Origin of the sequence: Streptomyces sp. LBL (genome assembly GCF_029893585.1) — a bacterium.
In the GTDB taxonomy this organism is placed as follows: Bacteria; Actinomycetota; Actinomycetes; order Streptomycetales; family Streptomycetaceae; genus Streptomyces.
The window spans coordinates 182,836-205,066 of the sequence record NZ_JARXYX010000006.1 but is presented as its reverse complement, the minus strand read 5'-3'; the positions used below and the strand labels follow the sequence as shown (position 1 = coordinate 205,066).

General features: G+C 70.2%; 16 protein-coding genes. 8 read left to right on the top strand and 8 right to left on the bottom strand.

The window, feature by feature from the left end:
• Positions 1 to 270: 270 nt before the first annotated feature.
• Positions 271 to 873 carry a hypothetical protein gene (locus tag M2271_RS09585; protein ID WP_280886683.1) on the bottom strand — a complete coding sequence of 201 codons (603 nt, stop codon included), beginning with the start codon at positions 871 to 873 and terminating at the stop codon, positions 271 to 273.
• A 376-nt stretch (positions 874 to 1,249) separates the two neighbouring features.
• A complete protein-coding gene (gene proS / locus M2271_RS09580; protein ID WP_280886682.1) occupies positions 1,250 to 2,665 on the bottom strand; it encodes a proline--tRNA ligase in 1,416 nt (471 codons plus the stop codon).
• Positions 2,666 to 2,864: 199 nt separating this feature from the next.
• Between proS and M2271_RS09575 the strand changes: the two genes are divergently transcribed.
• Positions 2,865 to 3,713: an SAM-dependent methyltransferase gene (locus M2271_RS09575; RefSeq protein WP_280886681.1), complete on the top strand. Its 849-nt coding sequence runs from the start codon at positions 2,865 to 2,867 to the stop codon at positions 3,711 to 3,713.
• A 232-nt stretch (positions 3,714 to 3,945) separates the two neighbouring features.
• Here M2271_RS09575 and ffh read toward each other — a convergent pair whose 3' ends face one another.
• Complete coding sequence (gene ffh / locus M2271_RS09570) at positions 3,946 to 5,496, bottom strand: signal recognition particle protein (RefSeq protein ID WP_280886680.1); 1,551 nt, start codon at positions 5,494 to 5,496, stop codon at positions 3,946 to 3,948.
• Positions 5,497 to 5,837: 341 nt separating this feature from the next.
• Here ffh and M2271_RS09565 point away from each other — a divergent pair, with 341 nt between their 5' ends.
• From M2271_RS09565 to M2271_RS09545, 5 genes are all read left to right on the top strand, one after another.
• Positions 5,838 to 6,572, top strand: a complete 735-nt coding sequence (locus M2271_RS09565; RefSeq protein ID WP_280886679.1) for an iron-containing redox enzyme family protein — start codon at positions 5,838 to 5,840, stop codon at positions 6,570 to 6,572.
• Positions 6,573 to 6,807: 235 nt separating this feature from the next.
• Positions 6,808 to 7,239, top strand: a complete 432-nt coding sequence (locus M2271_RS09560) for a DUF2000 domain-containing protein (RefSeq protein WP_280886678.1) — start codon at positions 6,808 to 6,810, stop codon at positions 7,237 to 7,239.
• 28 nt (positions 7,240 to 7,267) lie between these two features.
• A complete protein-coding gene (locus M2271_RS09555; protein WP_280886677.1) occupies positions 7,268 to 7,672 on the top strand; it encodes a CU044_2847 family protein in 405 nt (134 codons plus the stop codon).
• Positions 7,673 to 7,697: 25 nt separating this feature from the next.
• Positions 7,698 to 8,438 carry an SUMF1/EgtB/PvdO family nonheme iron enzyme gene (locus M2271_RS09550; protein ID WP_280886676.1) on the top strand — a complete coding sequence of 247 codons (741 nt, stop codon included), beginning with the start codon at positions 7,698 to 7,700 and terminating at the stop codon, positions 8,436 to 8,438.
• Positions 8,439 to 8,510: 72 nt separating this feature from the next.
• The gene (locus tag M2271_RS09545) at positions 8,511 to 12,200 is read left to right on the top strand and encodes an NACHT domain-containing protein (protein WP_280886675.1); all 3,690 of its coding nucleotides are present in this window, start codon (positions 8,511 to 8,513) and stop codon (positions 12,198 to 12,200) included.
• Between the two features lie 82 nt (positions 12,201 to 12,282).
• Here the strand turns inward: M2271_RS09545 and M2271_RS09540 are convergent, their stop codons facing one another.
• The 4 genes from M2271_RS09540 to M2271_RS09525 form a co-directional block, all read right to left on the bottom strand.
• Positions 12,283 to 14,730, bottom strand: a complete 2,448-nt coding sequence (locus M2271_RS09540) for a [protein-PII] uridylyltransferase (RefSeq protein ID WP_280886674.1) — start codon at positions 14,728 to 14,730, stop codon at positions 12,283 to 12,285.
• A 26-nt stretch (positions 14,731 to 14,756) separates the two neighbouring features.
• Positions 14,757 to 15,095 (bottom strand): P-II family nitrogen regulator, encoded by a 339-nt coding sequence (locus M2271_RS09535; protein WP_280886673.1) that lies wholly within the window; start codon positions 15,093 to 15,095, stop codon positions 14,757 to 14,759.
• Positions 15,092 to 16,435, bottom strand: a complete 1,344-nt coding sequence (locus M2271_RS09530) for an ammonium transporter (RefSeq protein ID WP_280886672.1) — start codon at positions 16,433 to 16,435, stop codon at positions 15,092 to 15,094. The genes M2271_RS09535 and M2271_RS09530 overlap by 4 nt, the downstream gene beginning before the upstream one ends.
• Before the next feature lie 328 nt (positions 16,436 to 16,763).
• A complete protein-coding gene (locus tag M2271_RS09525) occupies positions 16,764 to 18,188 on the bottom strand; it encodes a hypothetical protein (RefSeq protein ID WP_280886784.1) in 1,425 nt (474 codons plus the stop codon).
• Positions 18,189 to 18,717: 529 nt separating this feature from the next.
• Here M2271_RS09525 and M2271_RS09520 point away from each other — a divergent pair.
• Positions 18,718 to 19,374 carry a bifunctional DNA primase/polymerase gene (locus M2271_RS09520; RefSeq protein WP_280886671.1) on the top strand — a complete coding sequence of 219 codons (657 nt, stop codon included), beginning with the start codon at positions 18,718 to 18,720 and terminating at the stop codon, positions 19,372 to 19,374.
• 263 nt (positions 19,375 to 19,637) lie between these two features.
• Here the strand turns inward: M2271_RS09520 and ftsY are convergent, their stop codons facing one another.
• Complete coding sequence (gene ftsY, locus M2271_RS09515; RefSeq protein ID WP_280886670.1) at positions 19,638 to 20,849, bottom strand: signal recognition particle-docking protein FtsY; 1,212 nt, start codon at positions 20,847 to 20,849, stop codon at positions 19,638 to 19,640.
• A 296-nt stretch (positions 20,850 to 21,145) separates the two neighbouring features.
• Between ftsY and M2271_RS09510 the strand changes: the two genes are divergently transcribed.
• A complete protein-coding gene (locus M2271_RS09510) occupies positions 21,146 to 22,117 on the top strand; it encodes an LLM class flavin-dependent oxidoreductase (protein ID WP_280886669.1) in 972 nt (323 codons plus the stop codon).
• Positions 22,118 to 22,231 lie beyond the last annotated feature (114 nt).

Here is a 22,231-nt window from a genome sequence, read left to right as displayed (position 1 = left end):
GAGTGCCCGATGGACGCGTCAGCCGGAGGAGAGAGGGGTCCTATGCGACTGTCGAGTACAGCTAGCCATTGTGCCACACCCCGCGAGTCGCTTCTGACCGAGGCTGCGGTGGGCATGCCTGAGGGACACCCGGCGCTGCGATGAACAGCTCGGGTGCGCCACCCGGCGCCGCCGGGTGCCGTCGGCGGGACCGCGCGACGACACCCTCGCGCCCGTTCCTCAGGCTCGACCGACAGCCACGAGATGCCGGTACTCGCGCCCTCGGCCGGGTCAGCCCGCCGCCGCGCCCACGGCCTCCGGAATCCGGAACGGCTTCCCGCAGCCGCCGCAGACGATCGGCGCCTGGGCCAGCACCGACGGGACGACCCGTACATTGCGGCCGCAGTCGCAGACCGCCTTGACGCGGACGCCGCCACCGGAGGAGCCGTGGCGGGCGGCCGGGCCGCGGAAGGTGCGGGAGGTTTCGGACGTGGTCGCCACCGAGTGGGCCTTGAGGGCCCGCTGGAGACGTTCCACGGTCGGGCGGTAGCGGCGCTTCGCCTCGGGGGTGAGCGTGACCAGGGAGAAACCGCTGCTGGGATGCGGCTCCTCGGGGTGGTCCAGGCCCATCTCCTCGGCGATCGCAAGGAATCTGCGGTTGTGGTAGCGGCCGGCACGGGAGGTGTCGCGGATGCCGCGCGCGGCGGCGATGCCATGGACTGCTTCGTGAAGCAGTCGCTCGAAGGAGAGCTCGTGACCGCACGCGGACGACGACTCCCCGATCAGGGATTCTGGCGCGGCAAGATCGGGCAGCTCGGGGTGGTACCGCTGAACGTCGGCCCACGCCTGTGCCAGCTCTGCGGCGAGAACAGGTGGTGTCTGTGTCGTGCTCACGTAATGACAACGAGCCAGAGTGCCGCTGTGTTCCTATTCCGGGCCATCCCAAATAATTTGCACGTACCCGTCAGTTGCCGCTGATGCGTCCTGACGAGGGCGGGTGCGCCGATCTGGGGAGAAGCCTCACAGCTCATACAAAGGTGGTGCGTAGCCTGACGTACGCCCAACCGTCTCCCACCACCACTCAACGGTGGCTGATTCGGGCGGCCCCCCTCGACCGCCCGTCTCCCCCACCACCCTCAACGGTGGCCGATTCGAGCCGCACTCTTGACGGGCGCGCGTAGATCGCGTCCATACGCCGGGGCACGTGCCGTCCGCCGTTGCGCAAGAGGCGTTTCGGTCGCGCTCCCGCCGGCCGGCCGAGGCTGCAGCTTCAGTAGGCGCGCGCGACGACCGCCACGTTACCGGGCGCGTCGTCGGCGTCGGGCACCGACCCGTCCTCGGCGACCAGACACCGTACGGTCACCGCGTGCTCGGCCAGCCTGGCCTCGCCCTCTTCGCCGAGCACCGCCCACGGGACACGCGCCCAGCGGCCGGCAGCGGCGGCCTCGACGGCCTCCTCGATCGTCGACACGTCCGAGGTGCGGGACACACGGCGCTCGCGGGACTGGGCCAGCAGCAGCGCCTGGTCCTCTTCGAGGATCGCGGGCACGAGTCCCGCCAGTGCGTCCAGGGACACCGACTCCTTGCCGCCCGGGATCCGCCGCGCCAGCATCGCGGTGCCGTTCTCCAGGTCACGGGGCCCGACCTCGACCCGGACCGGTACGCCCTTGAGCTCCCAGTCGACGGCACGGCGGCCGAACGGGGTGTCCACCCGGTCGTCGACCTGGACGCGCACACCCGCCGCTCTCAGCCGATCGCCGATCTCGTGGACCTTGGCCAGTACCGCTCCGTCGTCCTTGACCGCGAGGACGACGGCCTGGGTCTGTGCCAGCCGCGGCGGGACACGCAGGCCGTTGTCGTCACCGTGCATCATCACCAGTGCGCCGATCATGCGGGTGGTCGATCCCCAGGAGGTCTGCCACACCAGTTCCTGTGTGCCGTCCTTCGACAGGTACGAGGTGTTGAATGCCTTGGCGAAGTTCTGGCCCAGTTCGTGGCTGGTGGCCATCTGCAGGGCCTTGCCGTCGCCCATCATGCCTTCGAGCGTGAGGGTGTTGACGGCGCCGGCGAACCTCTCCCTGACGGTCTTGCGGCCGGGCACGACGTCCATCGCGAGGACGTTCACCATGAAGTCCTCGTAGACCCGGCGGTGGATGTGTGAGGCGAAGTCGCGGGCGTCCTCGTAGGTGGCGTGCGCGGTGTGGCCCTCCTGCCACAGGAACTCCGTCGTCCGCAGGAACAGACGGGGCCTGAGCTCCCAACGCACCACGTTCGCCCACTGGTTGATCAACAGAGGCAGGTCGCGGTAGCTCTGCACCCACTTCGAGAAGTAGTCGTTGACGATCATCTCCGAGGTGGGCCGGACGACCGCCGGCTCCTCCAGTTCCTTGCCGCCGCCGTGCGTGACGACCGCGAGTTCCGGCGCGAAACCCTCGACGTGGTCCGCCTCCCGCGTGAGGTACGACTGCGGGATCAGCAGCGGGAAGTACGCGTTCTGGGTGCCCGTCTCCTTGATGCGGGCGTCCATCTCGGCCTGCATCCGCTCCCACAGCCCGTACCCGTACGGTCGGATCACCATGGTGCCGCGCACCGGCCCGTTGTCGGCCAACTCGGCCTTGGCGATCAGATCCTGGTACCAGCGGGGGAAGTCTTCCGAGCGCGGGGTGAGAACGGGTGCCTTTGCCATGGCGCGATGTTACGGGCCCAGGTTGCGGGCAGGTGAAATCTCGCCACAGGCGCCCTCGATGCGCAAGCCGGACCCGACGACCCCTGGACGCACGGGCGAGTGCGGAGTTATCTGGCATACGGGGGGAGTGCGAGCGCACTGCACGGGGGCTACGGAAACGGGCACAGGGGAAACTCTCGGCGGATTGGGGCGCTTACCTATGACACCTACGCTCGTGCGACAGCACCGGCCCGGCGCGGGTTCGGCATCCCGCGTGGACCCGGGGGCACGCGCGCGTGACTGGTCCGAAATCCAGGAGCGGATGCTGGTGCCGCTCTACGAGGCCGTCTACGAACGACTCGAAGTGGGCCCGCACACCCGGCTGCTGGGCCTCGGCTGCGGTTCCGGTCTGGCCCTGCTGATGGCGGCCTCCAGAGGGGCCGCGGTCACGGGTGTCGACCACTCCTCCTCCGAACGGCTCGCCCTCGCCCGGGAGCGGCTGCTGCCCGAGACGAGGGGCAAGCGCGCGCGGGGCGGCATCCGGCTGGTGGGGGGAACGCCCGCGGACGCCACGACGCCCGGGTACACCCTGGTGACCGCCTTCGAGCCCATCGGGTGTCTCGCCGGCGACTCCGAGGGGGTCGGTGAGCTGCTCGCGTCGGCGACGCCGCTGGCGGAGCGGGGAGCGTCCGTGGTGCTGGCCGGCTGGGGTCCGGCCGAGCGTTGCGCCACGACGTCCGTCCTGCGGGTGGCCACCAAACTGGCGGATCCGCTGCGCGGCACGGGTGGTTGGCGCTCCGCCCTCCGGGACGACCTGGAGGAGGTCGCCCAGCGCGCCGGACTCAAGCCGGACGGCTCCGGCCGGGTCGCCTGCCCCTTCGGGTACGCCGACACCCACAGCGCCGTACGCGGACTGCTGTCGACGGGACTCTTCGACGCGGCGATCTCCGCGACCGACCCGGTCCAGGTGGACAAGGAGCTGACGGAGGCCCTGCATCCGCATCGGCGCCGGGACGGCACGGTGTGGATGCCGAACGTGTTCCGGTATCTGATCGCGCGCACGCCCTGAGCACGCTCAGGGCAACCAGCAGATCGGCCGGAACCAAGCGGTGCTGAACACCGGAGGGCGCCCCTCCGGAGAAAGGCACCCTCGGCGTCGTACGAAAGCCTCGTAGGAATGCGTCGCACGAAAGCTTCGTACCCGGATGCGTCGCACGAAAGCCTCATGCGAATGCGTTGCACGCATGCCTCGCACCAGACCTTGCACGAATGCGTCGTACCAAGCCTCGTACGACAGGCCGTCAGCCCATGAACTTCTTGAACTCGTCCGGCAGCTCGAAGTTCTGCGGGGCCTGCTGGCCCGGCACGCCCAAGGCGCCGCCCTCGGCCGCGGCGGCGCGGCGCGCGGCCTCCTCCTGCTCCTGCTGCTTGCGCTTCATCGGGTTGCCGGAGCGCTGCTTGCCCTTGGCCTTCTTCGGCTGCTTCTTCGACCGGCCGGGGCCGCCGCCCATACCCGGAACCCCCGGCATGCCCGGCATGCCGCCGCCCTGGGCCATGCGGGACATCATCTTGCGGGCCTCGAAGAACCGCTCGACCAGATTCTTCACCGCGCTGACCTCGACGCCGGAACCCTTGGCGATACGGGAGCGGCGCGAGCCGTTGATGATCGTCGGCTCCTGACGCTCGGCCGGGGTCATCGACTTGATGATCGCGGCCGTGCGGTCGACGTCCCGCTCGTCGAGGTTGGCGATCTGGTCCTTGATCTGGCCCATGCCGGGCAGCATGCCGAGCAGCTTGCTGATGCTGCCCATCTTCCTGACCTGCTCCATCTGGGCCAGGAAGTCGTCCAGGGTGAAGTCCTCACCCTTCTTGGACGCCAGCTTGGAGGCCATCTTCTCGGCCTCTTCCTGACTGAACGTCTTCTCCGCCTGCTCGATCAGGGTGAGCAGGTCACCCATGTCGAGGATGCGGGAGGCCATTCGGTCAGGGTGGAACGCGTCGAAGTCCTCGAGCTTCTCGCCGTTCGACGCGAACATGATCGGCTTGCCGGTCACCGAGGCGATCGACAGGGCGGCGCCACCCCGGGCGTCACCGTCGAGCTTGGAGAGGACGACACCGTCGAAACCGACGCCGTCACGGAAGGACTCTGCGGTGTTGACGGCGTCCTGACCGATCATCGCGTCGACGACGAACAGGATCTCGTCGGGCGAGACCGCGTCGCGGATGTCCGCGGCCTGCCGCATCAGCTCCTGGTCGATACCGAGGCGGCCGGCGGTGTCCACGATCACGATGTCGTGGACCTTGGACTTCGCGAAGTCGATGGAGTCCTTGGCGACCTTGACCGGGTCGCCGACGCCGTTGCCCGGCTCGGGCGCGTAGACCGCGACGCCCGCCCGCTCGGCGACCACGCTGAGCTGGTTCACGGCGTTCGGGCGCTGGAGGTCGGCGGCGACCAGCAGCGGTGAGTGACCCTGCTCCTTCAGCCAGCGGCCGAGCTTGCCCGCGAGGGTGGTCTTACCGGCACCCTGCAGACCCGCCAGCATGATCACGGTGGGCGGCTGCTTGGCGAAGCGCAGGCGCCGGGTCTCGCCGCCGAGAATCGTGACGAGTTCGTCGTTGACGATCTTCAGGACCTGCTGGGCCGGGTTCAGCGCCCTGGAGACCTCGGCGCCGAGGGCACGCTCCTTGACGTTCTTGATGAACGTCCGCACGACGGGCAGGGCGACGTCCGCCTCGAGGAGCGCGATGCGGATCTCACGCGCCGTGGCGTCGATGTCCGCTTCGCTCAAGCGTCCCTTGCCGCGCAAGTTCTTGAAGGTCGCTGAAAGGCGATCGGAGAGAGTATCGAACACGGCGCTCGCGGTCCTCGGGGTCGTCGGGGCTGGCTTGGGAATCGCCCTCCAGCGTAACGGGCCACATGCGGTCGGGTCTCCATCGCGGGCCCATGGTCCGACATCCCCGGCGCCCCAGGACCGGACAGCTCCCCGTAGCCCAGCTGTTCCGCCCACGACGCCGTCGGTCGGGCAACCGGTTCACGCCATGGGCCGAGGCGGTATCCGCCATTCCTGGGCAGCATCCGCACGAGTGGGCTGCACCCTCTCCCGCTCCCCTTGATCCCCCGCGATCCTGAGGAATCCGGGCGTGTGCACCCGAAGACGCCATCAGAGAACAAACCGGAACCCCGGGGGTCCGAATGTTCGCACCGGAGATCAGGAAACAGGTCGATTCGGCCCTGGCCGCGGTACGCGCCCATCCACTGGCGACTGCCGCGGCAGCCGGCACGCTTCCGCTGGAGAACGCGCACCGCTGGGTCTTCTGCGCGGGGCGCGAATCCCGTAGTTTCCCCTGGATTCTCAGGGAACTGCTGGCCTGGAGCGACAACGACAAGGTACGCCGGATCCTGCAGGAGAACCTCGACGACGAGCTGGGCTCCGGCGACCCTCGGCACGCGCACTTTCTGCACTACCTGCACCTGCTGGACCAGCTCGGAGTACCGCGGGACGACTTCGACTCCTACGCCGAGCGCGCAGGCATCGGCCTGGCGCTCAGTCTCGCCTTCAACGTGGCCAAGTGCCGCAGCGCCGGCCGCGCCATCGGTTACATGCTGGTCAACGAGGCCATGACTCCGGTGACGTACACCGCGGCCCGGGAAGCGCTCACTGCCCACCACCCGGACCTGCACACCGACTTCTTCGACCTGCACATAGAAGTGGACGACCAGCACGTGGCCGCGTTGTACGAGGCCGTGGAAGCCCTCCCGGACTCCGAGGAGACGGAGCTGCGGTTCGGCATCGCGCTCGGGCAGCGTGGGATGGAGATCCTGCTCGATGAGGCGTACGGCGTGTTCGACGCCCACACCGAACCGCTCCGCATCACGGACGACCGCTGGAACCCGCTGAGCGGGACGCCGGACGTCTCCCAGGAGTAGGGCGGCGGGCACATGCCCGGGCCAGCCAGGTCACCGGCGATCATCCTTGATCGCCGGTGTCCGTACATGGTCGACAAAGAACGAACGTGGTCGCCAAAGACCGTTCATGGTCTCGGCGACCACCTCCTTTGTCGCCCTGCTGATCGATTCACCCAGAGCCACGTGATCACGACGTGAGGTTATGTAGTCTGCCGAACCACCTGGCCGACCCGACATTTCAGCAAAGGATCCGCGCGTGACCTACGACTACCGTGCCAAGAAGGCGGTGCTCGCCCTCGCCTCCCACCTGGAACCGGGCGTGGCCCTGAACGTGGCCGGGCACCTCGCCGTCGCTCTCGGGGCCCATGGCGACGACGGCGACCTCATGGGGCGGGACGTACTGAAGGACGCGTCCGGTCTCCCCCACACCGGGATCTCCAAGTACCCGGTCATCGTGACCAAGGTGAAGCAGAACCGGCTGCGCCGACTCGTGACCGAGGCCAGGGAGCGCGGTGACGTCTTCTGGGCCGACTACCCGGAGCAGATGCTGGCCACGGGCCACGACGACGAACTCGCGGACGCCGTCGCCGCCACCGCGGACGAGGACATCCGTTATCTCGGCGTGATCGTCTACGGCGGCCTCGACGCGGTCAGCGCGCTCACCGGGCGCTTCAGCCTCTGGCAGTAGATCCGGCACCGGTTTCAACGGGGGACACATGGCAAGTGAGCGACTGACACTCTCGGACGGCTCCGTGGTGTGGGTGGAGGCGGTCTCCGCGGTACAGGAGGAGGAGGTCGCGTTCCGGCGGAGACAGACGGCGTTCTCCGAGATCCTGCCCTCGGTGGTGACCCTCTGCCAGGATCTCGGCGACGCTCTGAAAACGGTCGCTCCCCACCGCACTCAGGTGCAGTTCGGTGTCACCTTCAAAGCGGAGAGCACCGGCCTGTCCGCCTTGATCGCCAAAGCGGGCGTCGAGGCGAACTTCCTGATCACCCTCGAGTGGTCCCGAGACCGCCACACCGACGCACAGGACCCAGAGCCGACGGGCGCGGCAGAGGACGAGGAAGAGGACGAGAACGAGGAAGCACCGAGTTCAGCTCCGTCTCCAGGCACCGACTGACCAGCCGCGCGCAAGGGCGGCTGCGGTGTTTCTGAACGGCCATGAACTGGTGGACATCCCCGAAGGCATGTCCTGTCTGGGCAGCTCCGAGCTCGACCCGTACGCGGGCGAGCTGGAGTTCCCCATGCGTGAGGTGTACGTCTCGGCGTTCCGTATGGCCCGTCACCCCACCACCCGTCGCCAGCTCGCGGTGTTCCGGCGAGCGGCCGGCTGGGAACACCCGTCCGACACCGTCGTACTGGACGATCCCGCGGCCGAACACCAGGCCGACCTGCCCGCTGTCAACGTCTCCTGGGAGCTGGCCCAGGAGTACTGCGGCTGGCTCGGCGAACGCTCCGGTCTGTCGTTCGCGCTGCCCACTGAGGCCGAGTGGGAAAAGGCGGCGCGTGGAGGAGACGACCGGATCTGGCCCTGGGGCGACGAGTTCCGGCCGGAGTTGTGCAATTCCGCCGAGAGAGCCGAGAACGGTGCGGCCGGCTTTGTTCCGGTCCACGAGTTGGCGGAGGGCCAGTCCCCCTACGGGTGCCTGCACATGGCGGGCGGGGTGTGGGAGTGGTGCGAGGACTACTACCACAGCCACGCCCACCAGGAGGCGGAGTTCATCGACCCCTTTGCCGCCCGGCCCGCCTCACAGCGGGTCGTCAAGGGCGGCTCCGCCTACTGCACCAAGGAAATCGTCCGCCCCGCCTGCCGCGACTGGACGAACTCGTACAACCAGGGAGGGGCTGATGACGGCTTCCGGGTATGTGTGCGTACATGGCGCTGAGCACCGCCGCCCGCGGCGTGTGTGCGTACGTGGCGCCGAGCGGCGCCCGCGGCAACCGGGCCGGAGCCGGTGATGAGCACCGACGGGTCGGGCGCCGCAGGCCGCGCGATACCCCAGGCGGTGGTGGCCGCCGTCGACGCGGCCGTCGTACGCGTCACCCAGGGCCCGGACTCCGTCGGCACCGGCTTCTTCGTCCTGGCGGGCTGGATCCTGACCTGCGCCCACGTCCACGACCCGGACAGCCCTGCCCGGCTGCGGATCTACTGGCACGGGACCGAACTGACCGTCATGAACACCGTCGGACCGGGCGACTCCGGAACCCCGGACCTGGCGCTGATCCAGGTGGACTGCACCGACCACCCGATCCTTCCGATGGGCCCCAGCGGATACGGCATCTTCGACTTCTACGCCTACGGCCACCAGTGGGAGGACCGCGGTTACCGCGGCTACCCGGCCGCCGGACAGGCCAACGGCACCACGACATACCGCGGCCTGCCCGGTCTCCCCCAGGAACCCCAACGGCTGCTGGTCCTCAGCCGGGCGACCATCAGACCCGGGATCAGCGGCGGCCCCCTCTACTCGCTCGCGGACGACCGTGTCGTCGGCGTGATGAAGCGCTCGAACCCCGACGGAGGCGGATACGCGGTGCCCGTCGAGGACGTCGAGTTGCTCCACCCGAATCTGCTGGCGGAGAACGCCGAGGCTGTCGCCCAGGCGGGCGGCCGAGTACACGGCGAGGAACGCTCGGCGGCCGTCCTCGGGTACCTGATGAACCTGCAGCGCGAACACTCGTACGTGGCCTTCGCGAACCTGGAGCGGGACGTGCGCCTGGACGAGGTGTACGTGACCCTGACGCTCGCGGCCGACACCCTCGACGGCACCTCGTACTCCCGCCGTTCCAGCGGCGGGCTGCACGCCCTGCCGGACGGCGCCCCGGAGAAGCGGGACGCCAGGCGAGACCGTGGCAGCCCACAAGCGCGGATCCGCCAGCCGGACGTCCCGCTCGGCGAACTGCTGTCGGCGCCCTGCGCGACGGTGCTGGGCGAACCGGGGGCGGGCAAGACAACGTTCCTGCGGCATCTGCTGGTCCGATCCTGCCGTGGCGAGCTGTTCGGCGGAGATCTCCCGGTCTTCGTACGCATCGCATCACTCACCGACGAACCCGGGTGTCTGCGGACCTACCTCACCCGCGCCTACCCCGCCGTCGCCAACGAGTTGCTCAGCGCCTGTGACGCGGGCAAGGCGGTCTTCTTCCTCGACGGCCTCGACGAGGCGCCCCCGTCGTTGCAGCGCCGGATGGCAGAGGAGGTCCGCCGCCTGCTCGGCGCCCAGAACCGCTTCTACGTCTCCTGTCGGACGGTGGCCTTTCCACGCGGGCTGCTGCCCGGGACCTTTCGCACCTTCGAGTGCGTGGGCTTCAGCAGGAGTCAACGCGGCCGTTTCCTGGCACGCTGGTTCGCGGACCGGCCCACTACCGCCCACGACATAGAACGGCAGATCGACGAGAGCCCCGCACTCTCGAAGTTCGGGCAGAACCCCCTGATGCTGTCCCTGCTGTCCGCCGCCCAGGGCGATCAGGACGAGATACGCATACCCCGACAGCGGACCGAGCTGTACGCGGTGCTGGCGGACGTTCTGCTGAACGGCCGGGAGTCCCCCGGTGTGCGGTCCTCTCCCCTGCTCAAACGCTCCTTCCTGAGCTGGCTCGCCCTGGAGCTGATGACCCGGCGCCGGGAGTCGTTCGGCGAGGAGGAGTTCTACGGACTCTGGAACGACTATGTGGCCCGGCGGCCCGCCGGAGCCGCTCCGGCGGACTCGCCGTACGACATGCTGAGAACGCTCGCGGAGCAGGACGCGATCCTGCTGCGCGGAGCGGACGGTCGGTACTCCTTCCTGCACCTCACCTTCCAGGAGTACTTCGCGGCCCGTGCCCTGAGTGCCGCCTCCCCGGAGCAGGACAACCCGTTGTTCGGCCACTGCCACGATCCGCGGTGGGAGGAGGTCACACGGCTGTACACGGGTCTCCTTCAGGAGACCCGCGCCGAGGAGTTCATCCGGCGACTGGCCTTCACCCCTGATGGAGAGGCGCGTTCCGTGGAGGCCCTCACGCTCGCCGCGCGCTGCGCGTCGGAGGCGCTCCCGGAGGCCGCACCGGTGTGCGACGAACTGCTCGACCGACTCGGACCGGTGGCCTTCGGCCGCGGATCCCCGTTCAGCGTGGAGGCCACACACGCCGTGTCCGGGCTGGCGGCCGCGTTTCCCGAATACGTGGACACGGTCGCCGCGCGGCTGTTCCCGCGGGAGGAGGCGCCGCCCCTCGACGTCTTCCTCAAGTACGTGGCCTTCCTGGGGCTGGTCGCCAGCGGCACGGCCGGCACCGTACTCGCGGGCATGCTCCGCAACCTGCTGGCCACGGACCCGACGACCGCTGCCGAGCCCTTGGCCGCACGGTACGACCTGGAGGGCTACGTTCTGTCCACGGTCGAGGTGATCGAGGCGCTCGGCCGCTGCGGCAGACCCGAGGCGGTGCCGCTGCTCGCGCCTCTTCTGGAGCACCCGATGAGCGCGGTGGCGGGCGCCGCCGGACAGGCGCTCACCGAGATCCCGCTCACCCCCGAAACCATCCGCCCGCTCCTGACCGGAGGCGACGGAGCTCCCCTCGGTCGACTGCGCGCACCGCTCGCCGTGCGTGTCATCTCGTCCGAGTTCGTGCGGCAGACCATGCGCACGCTCTTCGTGGACGCGCCCGACCCGCTGAGCCAGCTGTCGATCCGGCATGCCGTCGACCCCGAGTGGGTGGAAGGTGACGGCCGCTTCCATGCCCGGCTGCTGTCCGAGGCGCCCGACGACCACTCCCGCGCGAACATGCTGTGCCTCACCTCCCTCGGTGTCTACGCCGAGCACACAGAGCACGTGCTGGCGACCGCGCTGGACCCCGCGGCCGATCTGCGGCTGCGCGCGGCGGCCGTGTCCTTCCTGCTGCGCTGCCGGCCCAAACACACAGCGGAGCTGGTCACCGGACTGCTCGACGAGGGAGATCGGACGCTGGTGGCGGCGGCCACGGCTGCTCTGGCCCGCTCGGGCAGCACCCAGGCGCACGGCATCCTGCTGGAGCGCTCCTTGCGCCCCGGCCAGGACTGGTTGCTCAGCCTGTGCCTGCGGCTGTTCTCCCAGGTGCCCATTCCGGCCTGCCGAAGCTGGCTGCGCACAGTCCTTGCCGAGAGATGCGGACCGGACGACAGCGAGCGGCTGCGCCGGGTCATTTTCTGCTCGGCCACCCTGCGCGACCTGTCCGTGCTGCCGGCCCTCGGTGGCTTGCTGAGTCACTCGGGCCCCGACGGCCTCGCCGACCGCGTCATGGCATACCGCGCGCTGGCCCGGCTCGAACACCCGCGAGGCGAGGCGCTCCTTCTGCGGGCCCTGGCCGTGGAGGACGACTCGATGGCGGCGGTGCAGGGCATCGACGCGCTCGGAACATTGCGCACCCCGAACGCGGAATCGACGCTGATGTCGTACCTCGATCCGGCGACGTGGCCCAGGCGCTGGCCCGCACGCGCACCCCATCCCGGCCAGGGCGAGCAGCGCCCGTCCGACCAGCGGGTCCTGGCAGCCGTGGTCGCTCTCGCCCGGACCGGGACGGTGCGCGCGGTCGGTGCCCTGGAACAGCTCGGCGGCCGGCCCTCGGAGAGCGCAGGGCTGCGCCGGGTGGCGTACGAGGCGGTGCGCACCATCCGCTACTACTCCGAGACCGAGGAGGCATAGCTGCGGCGCCGCGGAAACGGGCGAGCAGCCGCCGGCCGGACCACGGAACGCGCCGACCGAGCTGCGGGGCCAGGGCCTCCGCTCAGCCCCGAAGTGCCTCCTGCAAGGTGCGCGCCACGGCGGCCGCCTCCGCGCCGGGGAGCGGGGCGCCCGCCGGGCCGGTCACGTAGAAGGCGTCCACGGCATTGGCGCCGAGCGTCGACACATGCATGCTCCGCACCCGCACCTTCGCCTCCTCCAGCGCCCGTCCGATCCGGTGCAGCAGTCCGGGAGCGTCATGCGCGCGGACCTCGATCACCGTGGCGAGCCGCGAGGCGGCCGGGGCGACCGTCACCGTTGCCGGGGGCGCCACGACACCGCGGCGGCGCGGATAGGCAGCGTCCCGCTCGGCGAGGCGGCCGACGATGTCCAGTGAGCCGTCGAGGGCCCGTACGAGGTCGGCGCGGAGCCGGGCGGCCTGCGGCAGGGAGCCGTACTCGGCGGCGACCCGCCAGTTCAGCAGCAGCGCGGAGCCCTCGACGCCGTCCGGCAGGTCCAGGGTGCGCAGTTCGGCCGTGCGGACGGTGAGCCGGTGCACGGCGAGGACACCGGCCACCGCGGGCAGCACGCCGGCCTGGTCCGGTACGGCGATGAGGAGTTCCACACCGAGCGGCTCGGGGTCGCCGGACGCCTGGTCCTCGGTCGGCGGTTCGGTCTGCGCGCGCAGCGACAGCACGGGGCCGCCCGTCGCCATGGCCTCGATCGAGAGCCGCTCCTGTTCGGCGGTGGGCGCGGCATCGTCGGGGTCCTCCGGTTCGTCGCCCGAGAGGACCGCGGAGACCCGCTTGACCAGGTCGGCGACGAGCGAGCCGCGCCAGGACGACCAGGCGGCCGGGCCGGTGGCCAGCGCGTCCGCCTCGGTGAGCGCGTGCAGCAGCTCCAGCGTGCTCTGCGAGCCGACCGCCTCGGCGACCGAGCGCACGGTGGCCGGGTCCTCCAGGTCACGCCGGGTGGCCGTGTCGATGAGCAGCAGGTGATGACGTACGAGGGCGGAGAGCACGGCCACCTCGGCTCGGTCGAAGCCGATGCGGGTGGCCACGTCCTTGGCGATGATCTCGCCGGCCACGGAGTGGTCGCCGGGCCAGCCCTTGCCGATGTCGTGCAGCAGCGCGGCGACCAGGAGGAGGTCGGGGCGGTGGACGCGGCGAGCGAACTCGGAGGCGCGCACGGCGGTCTCGATGAGGTGCCGGTCGACGGTCCAGATGTGCACGGCGTTGCGCTGCGGCCGGCAGCGCACCCGCTCCCAGTCGGGCAGCAGCCGGGTGATCAGGCCCTCGGCCTCCAGCGCCTCCCAGACGTCGATGGTGGGCTGCCCGGAGCCGAGCAGGGTCACCAGCTGCTCACGGGCCTCGGCGGGCCAGGGCGTGGGCAGGGGGCGTACGGCGGCCGCCATCCGCCGTACGGCGTGCAGGGACAGCGGGAGGCCGGCCTGCGCGGCGGCGGCCGCGGCACGCAGCGGGAGCACCGGATCGCGTTCGGGGCGCGCGGCGCGGGCGAGCACCACCTCGCCGTCCTGTTCCACCACGCCTTCGGCCAGCGGAGACCGCTCGGGGACGGGCTTGCCGCCCCCGAGCATGGCGCGCAGCCGCGGCCGCACGGCGCGCGACTTGAGCACGCGCCCTACTTCACGCCAGGTGACATCACTGGCGTACGAGATGACCCGCGCCGCCTCGTACACCTGCCGCAGCAGGGTGTCGGCGTCGAGCAGACCGAGCTCGGCCGCGACCTGGTCCTGTTCCTGGAGTCCGAGCCGGTCGGTCGCGCGGCCCGTGGTCAGGTGCAGGGCGTCCCGGACGTCGAGGAGCCGGCGCCGGGCGTGATCGAGGCCCTCGCGCGGGGCGTCGGCCAGCCAGGAGGCGGCGACGGCGCGCAGGGCGGTGGCGTCGCGCAGACCGCCGCGCGCCTCCTTGAGGTCCGGTTCCAGCAGGTATTGCAGCTCCCCCTGCCGCTCGGCGCGCTCGGCGCACAGCTCCTGGAGCTCGGGGAGACGTTTCGGTGCCTGGTTGCGCCAGTCGGCGAGGACGGCGGTCCGCAGGCCGGCCGTGAGACCGAGGTCACCGGCGAGGTGGCGGGCGTCCAGCAGTCCCAGCTGCACCTTGATGTCCTCGGCGGCCGTCTTCCGGGCCTCGGAGGACGTACGGACCGAGTGGTCGAGGGCCAGGCCCAGGTCCCAGACGGGGTACCAGAGACGGTCGGCCAGGGCGGCGACCGCGGCGGAGTCGCTGCCGTCGTGCAGCAGGAGCAGGTCCAGGTCGCTGCGGGGGGACAGTTCACCGCGGCCGTAGCCGCCGACGGCGACCAGGGAGACACCGCTCAGGCCCTCGACGCCCGCCCCGAACAGCCCCGACAACCAGTCGTCCGTGAGTTCGGACAGCGCCGCACGGCGCGGCGGCCCTGACCTCGCCCCCTCGGTGAGGAGGCGCAGCCGGGCCGCCGCATAGCCGCTGGGTCCCGAGTCCTCTGCATCCTTACGCATGTCCGTACTCGTCACCCAGTGGCTCCTGTTCTCTTCTTCTGTCAGAGCGCGTCCGGGCCGCGCTCGCCGGTGCGGACCCTTACGGCGGTCTCGACCGGGAGGGACCAGACCTTGCCGTCACCGATCTTGCCGGTGCGGGCCGCCTTGACGATGACGTCGATCAACTGCTCGGCGTCGTCGTCCTCGGCCAGCACCTCGATGCGGATCTTCGGGACCAGGTCGACGGTGTACTCGGCACCGCGGTAGACCTCGGTGTGGCCCCGCTGACGACCGTAGCCGCTTGCCTCGGTGACCGTCAGACCGTGGACCCCGAAGGCCTGGAGGGCTTCCTTGATCTCGTCGAGCCGGTGGGGCTTCACGACAGCGGTGATGACCTTCATGCGTCCACCTTCTTGCTCTGCGCCGCGGCGGCCAGGGCGGGACCGGTGGTGGTGACGACACCGCCGCCGGCGCCGCTGAAGTCGTATGCGGTCTCGGCGTGCTCGGCCTGGTCGATGCCGGCGACCTCCTCGTCCTCGGTGACCCGCATGCCGATCGTCTTGTCGATCAGGAAGGCGAGGATCGCGGAGGCGACGAGGGAGTAGGCGAGGACCGCGAAGACACCGGCGCACTGCTTCCAGAACTGCGTCATGCCGCCGCCGTAGAAGAGGCCCTCGACGTCGGACTGGCCGTGGCCGCTGGCGAAGAGGCCGATCAGCAGGGAGCCGACGACACCGCCGACGAGGTGGACACCGACGACGTCGAGCGAGTCGTCGTAGCCGAACCTGTACTTCAGGCCGACCGCCATGGCGCACAGCACACCGGCGATGACACCGACGGCGATCGCGCCGAGCGGGGAGACCGCACCACCCGACGGGGTGATGGCGACCAGACCGGCGACCGCGCCGGAGGCGGCACCCAGGGTGGTGAACGCGCCGTGGCGGATCTTCTCGTAGGCGAGCCAGGCCAGCATGGCGGCGGCCGTGGCGACCTGCGTGTTGACGAACATCAGCGCGCCGACGCCGTCGTCGTTGCCGAGCCAGGAGCCGGCGTTGAAGCCGAACCAGCCGAACCACAGGAGGCCCGCGCCGAGCATGACCAGCGGCAGGCTGTGCGGACGCATCGGGTCCTTCTTGAAGCCGACCCGCTTGCCGATGACCAGGATCACGCCGAGCGCCGCGGCACCCGCGTTGATGTGGACCGCCGTACCACCGGCGAAGTCGATCACGCCCAGGTCGAAGGCCCAGCCGCCGGCACCCCAGACCCAGTGCGCGACCGGGAAGTAGACGACCGTGGCCCACAGGGCGACGAACAGCGCCCAGGCCGTGAACTTCACCCGGTCCGCCAGGGCACCGCTGATGAGGGCGGGCGTGATGATGGCGAACATCATCTGGAAGATCATGAAGACGAAGATCGGGATGGTGTAGCCGTCCCACAGCTGGGTGAGACCGACGTTGCTCATGCCGACCCAGTCCGAGTTCCAGCCGATGAGGCTGCCGGAGTCGGTACCAAAGGCCATGGAGAAGCCGTACAGCACCCACAGAATGGTGACGATCCCTATGCTGATGAAGCTCATCATCAGCATGTTCAGGGTGCTCTTTACGCGGACCATGCCTCCGTAGAAGAAGGCCAGGCCCGGGGTCATGATCAGCACCAGGGCAGAACAGATAAGCATGAAGCCTGTGTTTGCGGACGACAGCTTAGGTGCGTCCGCCGCAAGCATGATGGCGGCTGATGCCATCGGCGTCTCCTCGTCATTGGTACGGCCCCGTGCGGGCGAAGCCTTGAGCGGTCATGAGGGGTGGGCCGGTTATGCGCCCTGACATTGACGCAGCGCGGTTTCGATGGAAGCCCCTCATTGTTTCGCCGCCGTGACGAAGGCGCCTTGCGTGTTACGCCTCGATGAACTGGCAGATATGGGCCGAGTCGATCGTTATCGTGGCGCAACCTTCGGGTGAAGGAAGCAGGCCGGCCGCGGTCGGCCCTCCGATGACCTGGCATGGGGGAGCCGAGTCGGGCAGTTCGGGAGGGCCGGCCGCGGCCGGGGCTCAGGGGGCCGGGCCGCCCTGTCAGACCGCCGAGGCGGTCTCGGGCAGCTCGACGGCGAGCTGGTCGGTGAGGTCCACGACCTCCGCGAGATCACCGAAATCGCGTACGGCCGTGTCGACCGTCTTTCGGATACGAGTGCTGACCCGCTCGGAGCGGACCTTCTTGGCGAGCTGCATGGCCTGCGCGGTCAGCACGGCGCTCTGCTCGGGCTCCCGCTGGAGCAGGTGGACGGTGGCCATCCCGATCAGGTTCAGTGCGTACGACCGCTGGTGCTCCTCGTCCTTGGCGAAAAGTTCGACGGCCCGCCGCATCAGGGGATCGGCGAGGGAGGCGTAGGTGGGGCTGCGGCCGGCGACATAGGCGAGGTCGCGGTAGGAGTGGGAGTTCTCGCCGTACAGCTCGGCCTCGGAGAAGAAACGGATCCAGTCGGGGTCCGGATCGTCCCACTCGTCGGCCTCGGCGAAGACGTCCTCAGCCATCCGCACCGCCCGTTTGCACTTACCGGGCTGCCCCATGTTGGCGTACGCGCGGGCCTCCATCGCATACAGCATGGACTGGGTGCGCGGGCCGGCGCAGTCCCGGCTGCCGTACTGCGCGAGATGGATCAGCTCCAGGGCGTCCTCGGGCCGCCCCAGGTGGATCATCTGGCGGCTCATGCTGGACAGGACGTACGAGCCGAGCGGCTTGTCGCCCGCCTCCTTGGCGGCGTGGAGGGCGAGGACGAAGTATTTCTGCGCGCTGGGCTGCAGCCCGACGTCGTACGACATCCATCCCGCCAGCTCGGCGAGCTCGGCGGCGACCTTGAACAGCGTGCGGGTGGTCGCCTCGGGCTGGGGTTCCTGGAGGAGGTCCGTCACCTCGTGCAGCTGGCCGACGACCGCCTTGCGGCGCAGGCCGCCTCCGCACTGGGCGTCCCACTGGCGGAACATCATCGTGGTCGACTCGAGGAGGTCCAGCTCGGGCCGGGACAGCCGGCCGCGACGGGACGAGTCCGACGCGGGCTCGGGCTCCTGGTGCGGGACGGAGGGCGCGGGCACCAGCCAGCGCTGCATGGGCTCGATGAGGGACGGGCCCGCGGACAGCACCAGCGAGGTTCCGAGGAAGCCGCGCCGCGCCAGCATCAGGTCGCTGCGCGAGAACTCGCTGAGCAGGGCCACCGTCTGCGGGCCCGTCCAGGGCAGGTCGACGCCGGTCGCGGAGGGCGACTGGCGGGCGGTGCGCAGTCCGAGGTCCTCGACGGAGACGACACAGCCGAACCGCTCGGAGAACAGCTCGGACAGGATCCGGGGGATGGGTTCGCGGGGGTTCTCGCCGTCCAGCCAGCGGCGGACCCGCGAGGTGTCGGTGGAGATGTGGTTGGCCCCCAACTGGCGGGCCCGGCGGTTGACCTGGCGTGCCAGCTCGCCCTTGGACCAGCCGCTGCGCACGAACCACGAAGTGAGCAGCTCGTTAGGGCGTTTATCGACGTTCGCAGCGTTCGCAACGTTTGCCGCGTTCGCTGAGTTTGTCGTGTTTGCCCCACTACTGCCGTTGCCGCTCACTGGAACGCCCCCATCCCTGAGACCACTTGTCACCGAGTGCGCCAAGCCTTATCAGAATGCCGGTAAATACGGCCTCCCGTCCGGCAGTTGTCATCCTTCGAACGGGAAGCCGAGTTGCCTCCGGCATACCCACGAGTGCATGTGCCCCAGGACTCGTGCACTCAAAGTAATCTCTCGATCACGCGCCCAGCCATGGGGATCCCGGAAACGCCACCATTCGCCACCCCTTCGAATGAACCCACAGCGGCGTCAGCGCGATTGACTTGACAGAGAAGAAACAGGAGTGGGCGGAGCGATGCATTCAGGGGCGCACGCCGCCGAGCGCACCACCTTGGGCACATTCGAGCGCCGCGTGAACTCGAAAGTGGCAACGGAGAGTCACCAGTCGAGTTCGCCACGTAACCATCGGCGCGGCGGACACGTTGGAGGGGGCATGGGCTTCACGATCGGCGGCATTCGGGAGATCCGCTCCAGTTCTCGTCGGCGCGGTCGCTCGTCGGAGTGCACCGCCGTCGCCGAGTTCACCGGGCTCTGGGGCTGGGACGTGGTCCCGGGCGCGCGCGCCGCGGCGGGCGCCTGTTCGTGCGGCCGCGCCGACTGCGCCGCCCCCGGCGCCCACCCCCTCGACTTCGTATCCCGGGTCCCGGCCGGCGCCACGCTCGACGAAGTGACCCGTGCCTGGGCGGAGTCCCCCGGCGCCGCGGTGATGCTGCCGGTCGGCCGGGCGTTCGACGTGATCGAGGTGGCCGAGCCCGCGGGGCGCCGCGCGCTGATCCGTCTGGAGCGCATGGGCCTCCCCGTCGGCCCGGTGGCCTCGACCCCCGAGGGCCGCGCCCACTTCTTCGTCGCCCCCGGCGCCGCCGCCGAACTCCCCGAACTGCTCTACCGCATGGGCTGGGACGACCCCACCTCCCTCGACCTGCGCGGCCTCGGCCCCGGTACGCACATCACCGCCCCGCCGTCCGACCGGGGCGGGCTGGGTCCGGTGCGCTGGCTGCGCCCGCCCGAACTGGACACGGCCACGAACCCCCCGGCGGCGAGGCTGCTGTTGGGCATGCTGGCCTACGTGGCACACCGGTCGCGCGCCTAGCCGTACACCACGTGTGCGGAGCCGTACGCCGCGTGTGCCGAGCCGTATACGCCGCGCGCAGAACCGTAGATCTCGCGCGCGGAGCCGTAGACGTCGCACGCAGACCGCAGACCTTCGGCGCGGACCCACAGACCTCGTGCGTGAAGCCGTAGACGTCGCACGCAGACCGCAGACCGCAGACCTCGTGCGCGGACCGTACACAGCGAAGCGCCCGCTCCCCCACTGCACCTTGGGGGCGGGCGCTTCTTCGCGCAGGCTTCCGGTCAGTCGCCGATCAGCGCGTCCACGAAGGCTTCCGGCTCGAACGGCGCCAGGTCGTCGGCTCCCTCTCCCAGGCCGACCAGCTTCACCGGCACACCCAGCTCCCGCTGCACCGCGATCACGATGCCGCCCTTCGCCGTGCCGTCCAGCTTGGTCAGGACGATACCGGTGATGGCGACGACCTCGGCGAACACGCGGGCCTGGACCAGACCGTTCTGGCCGGTCGTCGCGTCCAGGACGAGCAGAATCTCGTCGAGCGGCGCCTGCTTCTCGACGACCCGCTTGACCTTGCCGAGCTCGTCCATGAGACCGGTCTTGGTGTGCAGGCGCCCGGCGGTGTCGATGAGCACGACGTCCGCGCCGATCTCCTTTCCCTCCTTCACCGCGTCGAACGCGACAGAGGCAGGGTCACCGCCCTCGGGTCCGCGCACGGTGTGGGCCCCGACCCGGTCGCCCCAGGTCTGCAGCTGGTCGGCGGCGGCGGCCCGGAACGTGTCGGCGGCACCGAGGACGACACTGCGTCCGTCGGCCACGAGCACGCGCGCGAGCTTGCCGGTGGTGGTGGTCTTGCCGGTCCCGTTGACGCCGACGACCATCACGATGCCGGGCTTACTGGTCTCCGGCTCGGTCCTGACCGTGCGGTCGAAGTCGGTGCCGAGCAGCTTGAGCAGCTCCTCGCGCAGAAGGCCGCGCAGTTCGTCCGGCGTGCGGGTGCCGAGCACCCGCACCCGCTCCCGCAGCCCCTCGACCAGCTCCTGGGTCGGGGCCACTCCGACGTCGGCGGTGAGGAGGATGTCCTCGATCTCCTCCCAGGTGTCCTCGTCGAGGTGTTCGCGCGACAGGAGCGTGAGCAGCCCCTTGCCGAGTGCGTTCTGCGAACGGGAGAGCCGGGTCCGCAGGCGGACCAGACGGCCGGCCGTGGGCTCCGGGACCTCGATCTCGGGGATCGCGGGGGCTTCTGCGGCAGGGGGCTCCTCGACGACGACCGGGGTCGAGCCGTCCGGGAGATCAACCTCCTCGATGGTCCGGCGCGGTTCGTCGCGCGGCGTCTCGGCCTCGTCGCCGACGTGCGGCTCGGCCGGAGGGGCGGTGATGTCGGGCGCCGAGGGGGGCGGCGGGGGCAGCGACTTCTTGCGCCGGCTGCCGACCACGAGCCCGGCGAGCGCGCCGAGCGCGACCACGGCGATGACTACAGCAAGGATGACGGTTTCCATAACCCACCCAGTATCGGCCATGGGCCCGACCGAACCCAGCTTGTGTCTTCCTCCGAGGAAAGGGGGAAGATCTCGGGATCTAATAGAACCGACGTGCGATGGCTGCCCATGGGCACCACCCGTCGGCGAGTACGGTCCCGACCGGGTGGCGACGGTCGTGATCCCGGGCCGTGCACGGCCCTGCCGAAGCCGGCGGTCACCGGAGCCGCCCCTGGCGAAGGGCCCGCACCTCTGGCCGTCTGACGTACCGTCAGCTACCGTCCCCCTTCCCACCCACCGTGTGAAGGGGGACTCCCATGCCCGTCACGGTCGTCCGTTTCAACCTGGTCGAGCCCGGCGCCACCCCCGCCTCGCTCAGCGCCCGCTACCGGGCCGCGCTGGAGATGGCCGCGTACGCCGACGACCACGGGATCACCACCGTGCAGACCGAGGAACACCACGGCGTCGACAACAACTGGCTGCCCTCGCCGTTCGTCTTCGCGGGCGCGGTGTTCGGGGCCACGCGCCGGATCGCGGTCACGGTCTCGGCGATCATCGGCCCGCTGCACGACCCGCTACAGCTGGCCGAGGACATCGCCGTACTGGATCTGCTGAGCGGCGGACGGCTGGTCACCGTCGCCGGGATCGGATATCGGCCCGAGGAGTACGCACTGTTCGACGTGGAGTGGAAGCGGCGGGGCCGGATCCAGGACGAGGTGCTGGAGACGGTGCTGAAGGCCTGGACGGGTGAGCCCTTCGACCACCAGGGCCGTACGGTACGGGTCACCCCGCGCCCCTACTCCGACCCGCACCCGCTGCTCCTGGTCGGCGGCTCCTCGAAAGCCGCCGCCCGCCGGGCCGCCCGCCTCGGCCTGCCCTTCTTCCCCAGCGCGCACCTCCCGGAGCTGGAGGCCTACTACAAGGAGCGGCTCGTCGAGTACGGCACCGAGGGCTGGACCATGATGCCGGCCGCCGAGACCCCCCTGCTGCACCTCGCGGAGGACCCGGACGAGGTGTGGAACCGCTACGGTTCCTGCTTCCTCCACGAGGCACGCACGTACGCCTCCTGGCAGTCCGGCGACATCCGATCGGCCGTGCGGTCGGCGGCCACGACGGTGGACGAACTGCGCGCGGAGGGCGTGTACCGGATCCTCACCCCCGACGAGTGTGCGGCCCAGGACCTGGCCAGCCTGGTCCTGCATCCGCTGGCGGGCGGGATGCCGGTGGAGGAGGGGTGGCGGAGCCTGCGGTTGTTCGCGGAGCGGGTGGTACCGCGGCTGGCGGGCTGACCCGGGTACGAGGACCGCCGTCGCGGCTCGGACAGTGGCCGAGCCGCGACGGCGGCAGATACGGGGAGAGGGCAGCGGGGACTTGACCCCTCTCCCCGAGTTCAGGGGGTGCCT

Coding starts and splice junctions, on each gene's coding strand:
- proS (WP_280886682.1), bottom strand. CDS start 2,665: ATGGCAAAGGCACCCGTTCTCACCCCGCGCTCGGAAGACTTCCCCCGC.
- M2271_RS09575 (WP_280886681.1), top strand. CDS start 2,865: ATGACACCTACGCTCGTGCGACAGCACCGGCCCGGCGCGGGTTCGGCA.
- M2271_RS09565 (WP_280886679.1), top strand. CDS start 5,838: ATGTTCGCACCGGAGATCAGGAAACAGGTCGATTCGGCCCTGGCCGCG.
- M2271_RS09555 (WP_280886677.1), top strand. CDS start 7,268: ATGGCAAGTGAGCGACTGACACTCTCGGACGGCTCCGTGGTGTGGGTG.
- M2271_RS09545 (WP_280886675.1), top strand. CDS start 8,511: ATGAGCACCGACGGGTCGGGCGCCGCAGGCCGCGCGATACCCCAGGCG.
- M2271_RS09535 (WP_280886673.1), bottom strand. CDS start 15,095: ATGAAGGTCATCACCGCTGTCGTGAAGCCCCACCGGCTCGACGAGATC.
- M2271_RS09530 (WP_280886672.1), bottom strand. CDS start 16,435: ATGGCATCAGCCGCCATCATGCTTGCGGCGGACGCACCTAAGCTGTCG.
- M2271_RS09520 (WP_280886671.1), top strand. CDS start 18,718: ATGGGCTTCACGATCGGCGGCATTCGGGAGATCCGCTCCAGTTCTCGT.
- ftsY (WP_280886670.1), bottom strand. CDS start 20,849: ATGGAAACCGTCATCCTTGCTGTAGTCATCGCCGTGGTCGCGCTCGGC.
- M2271_RS09510 (WP_280886669.1), top strand. CDS start 21,146: ATGCCCGTCACGGTCGTCCGTTTCAACCTGGTCGAGCCCGGCGCCACC.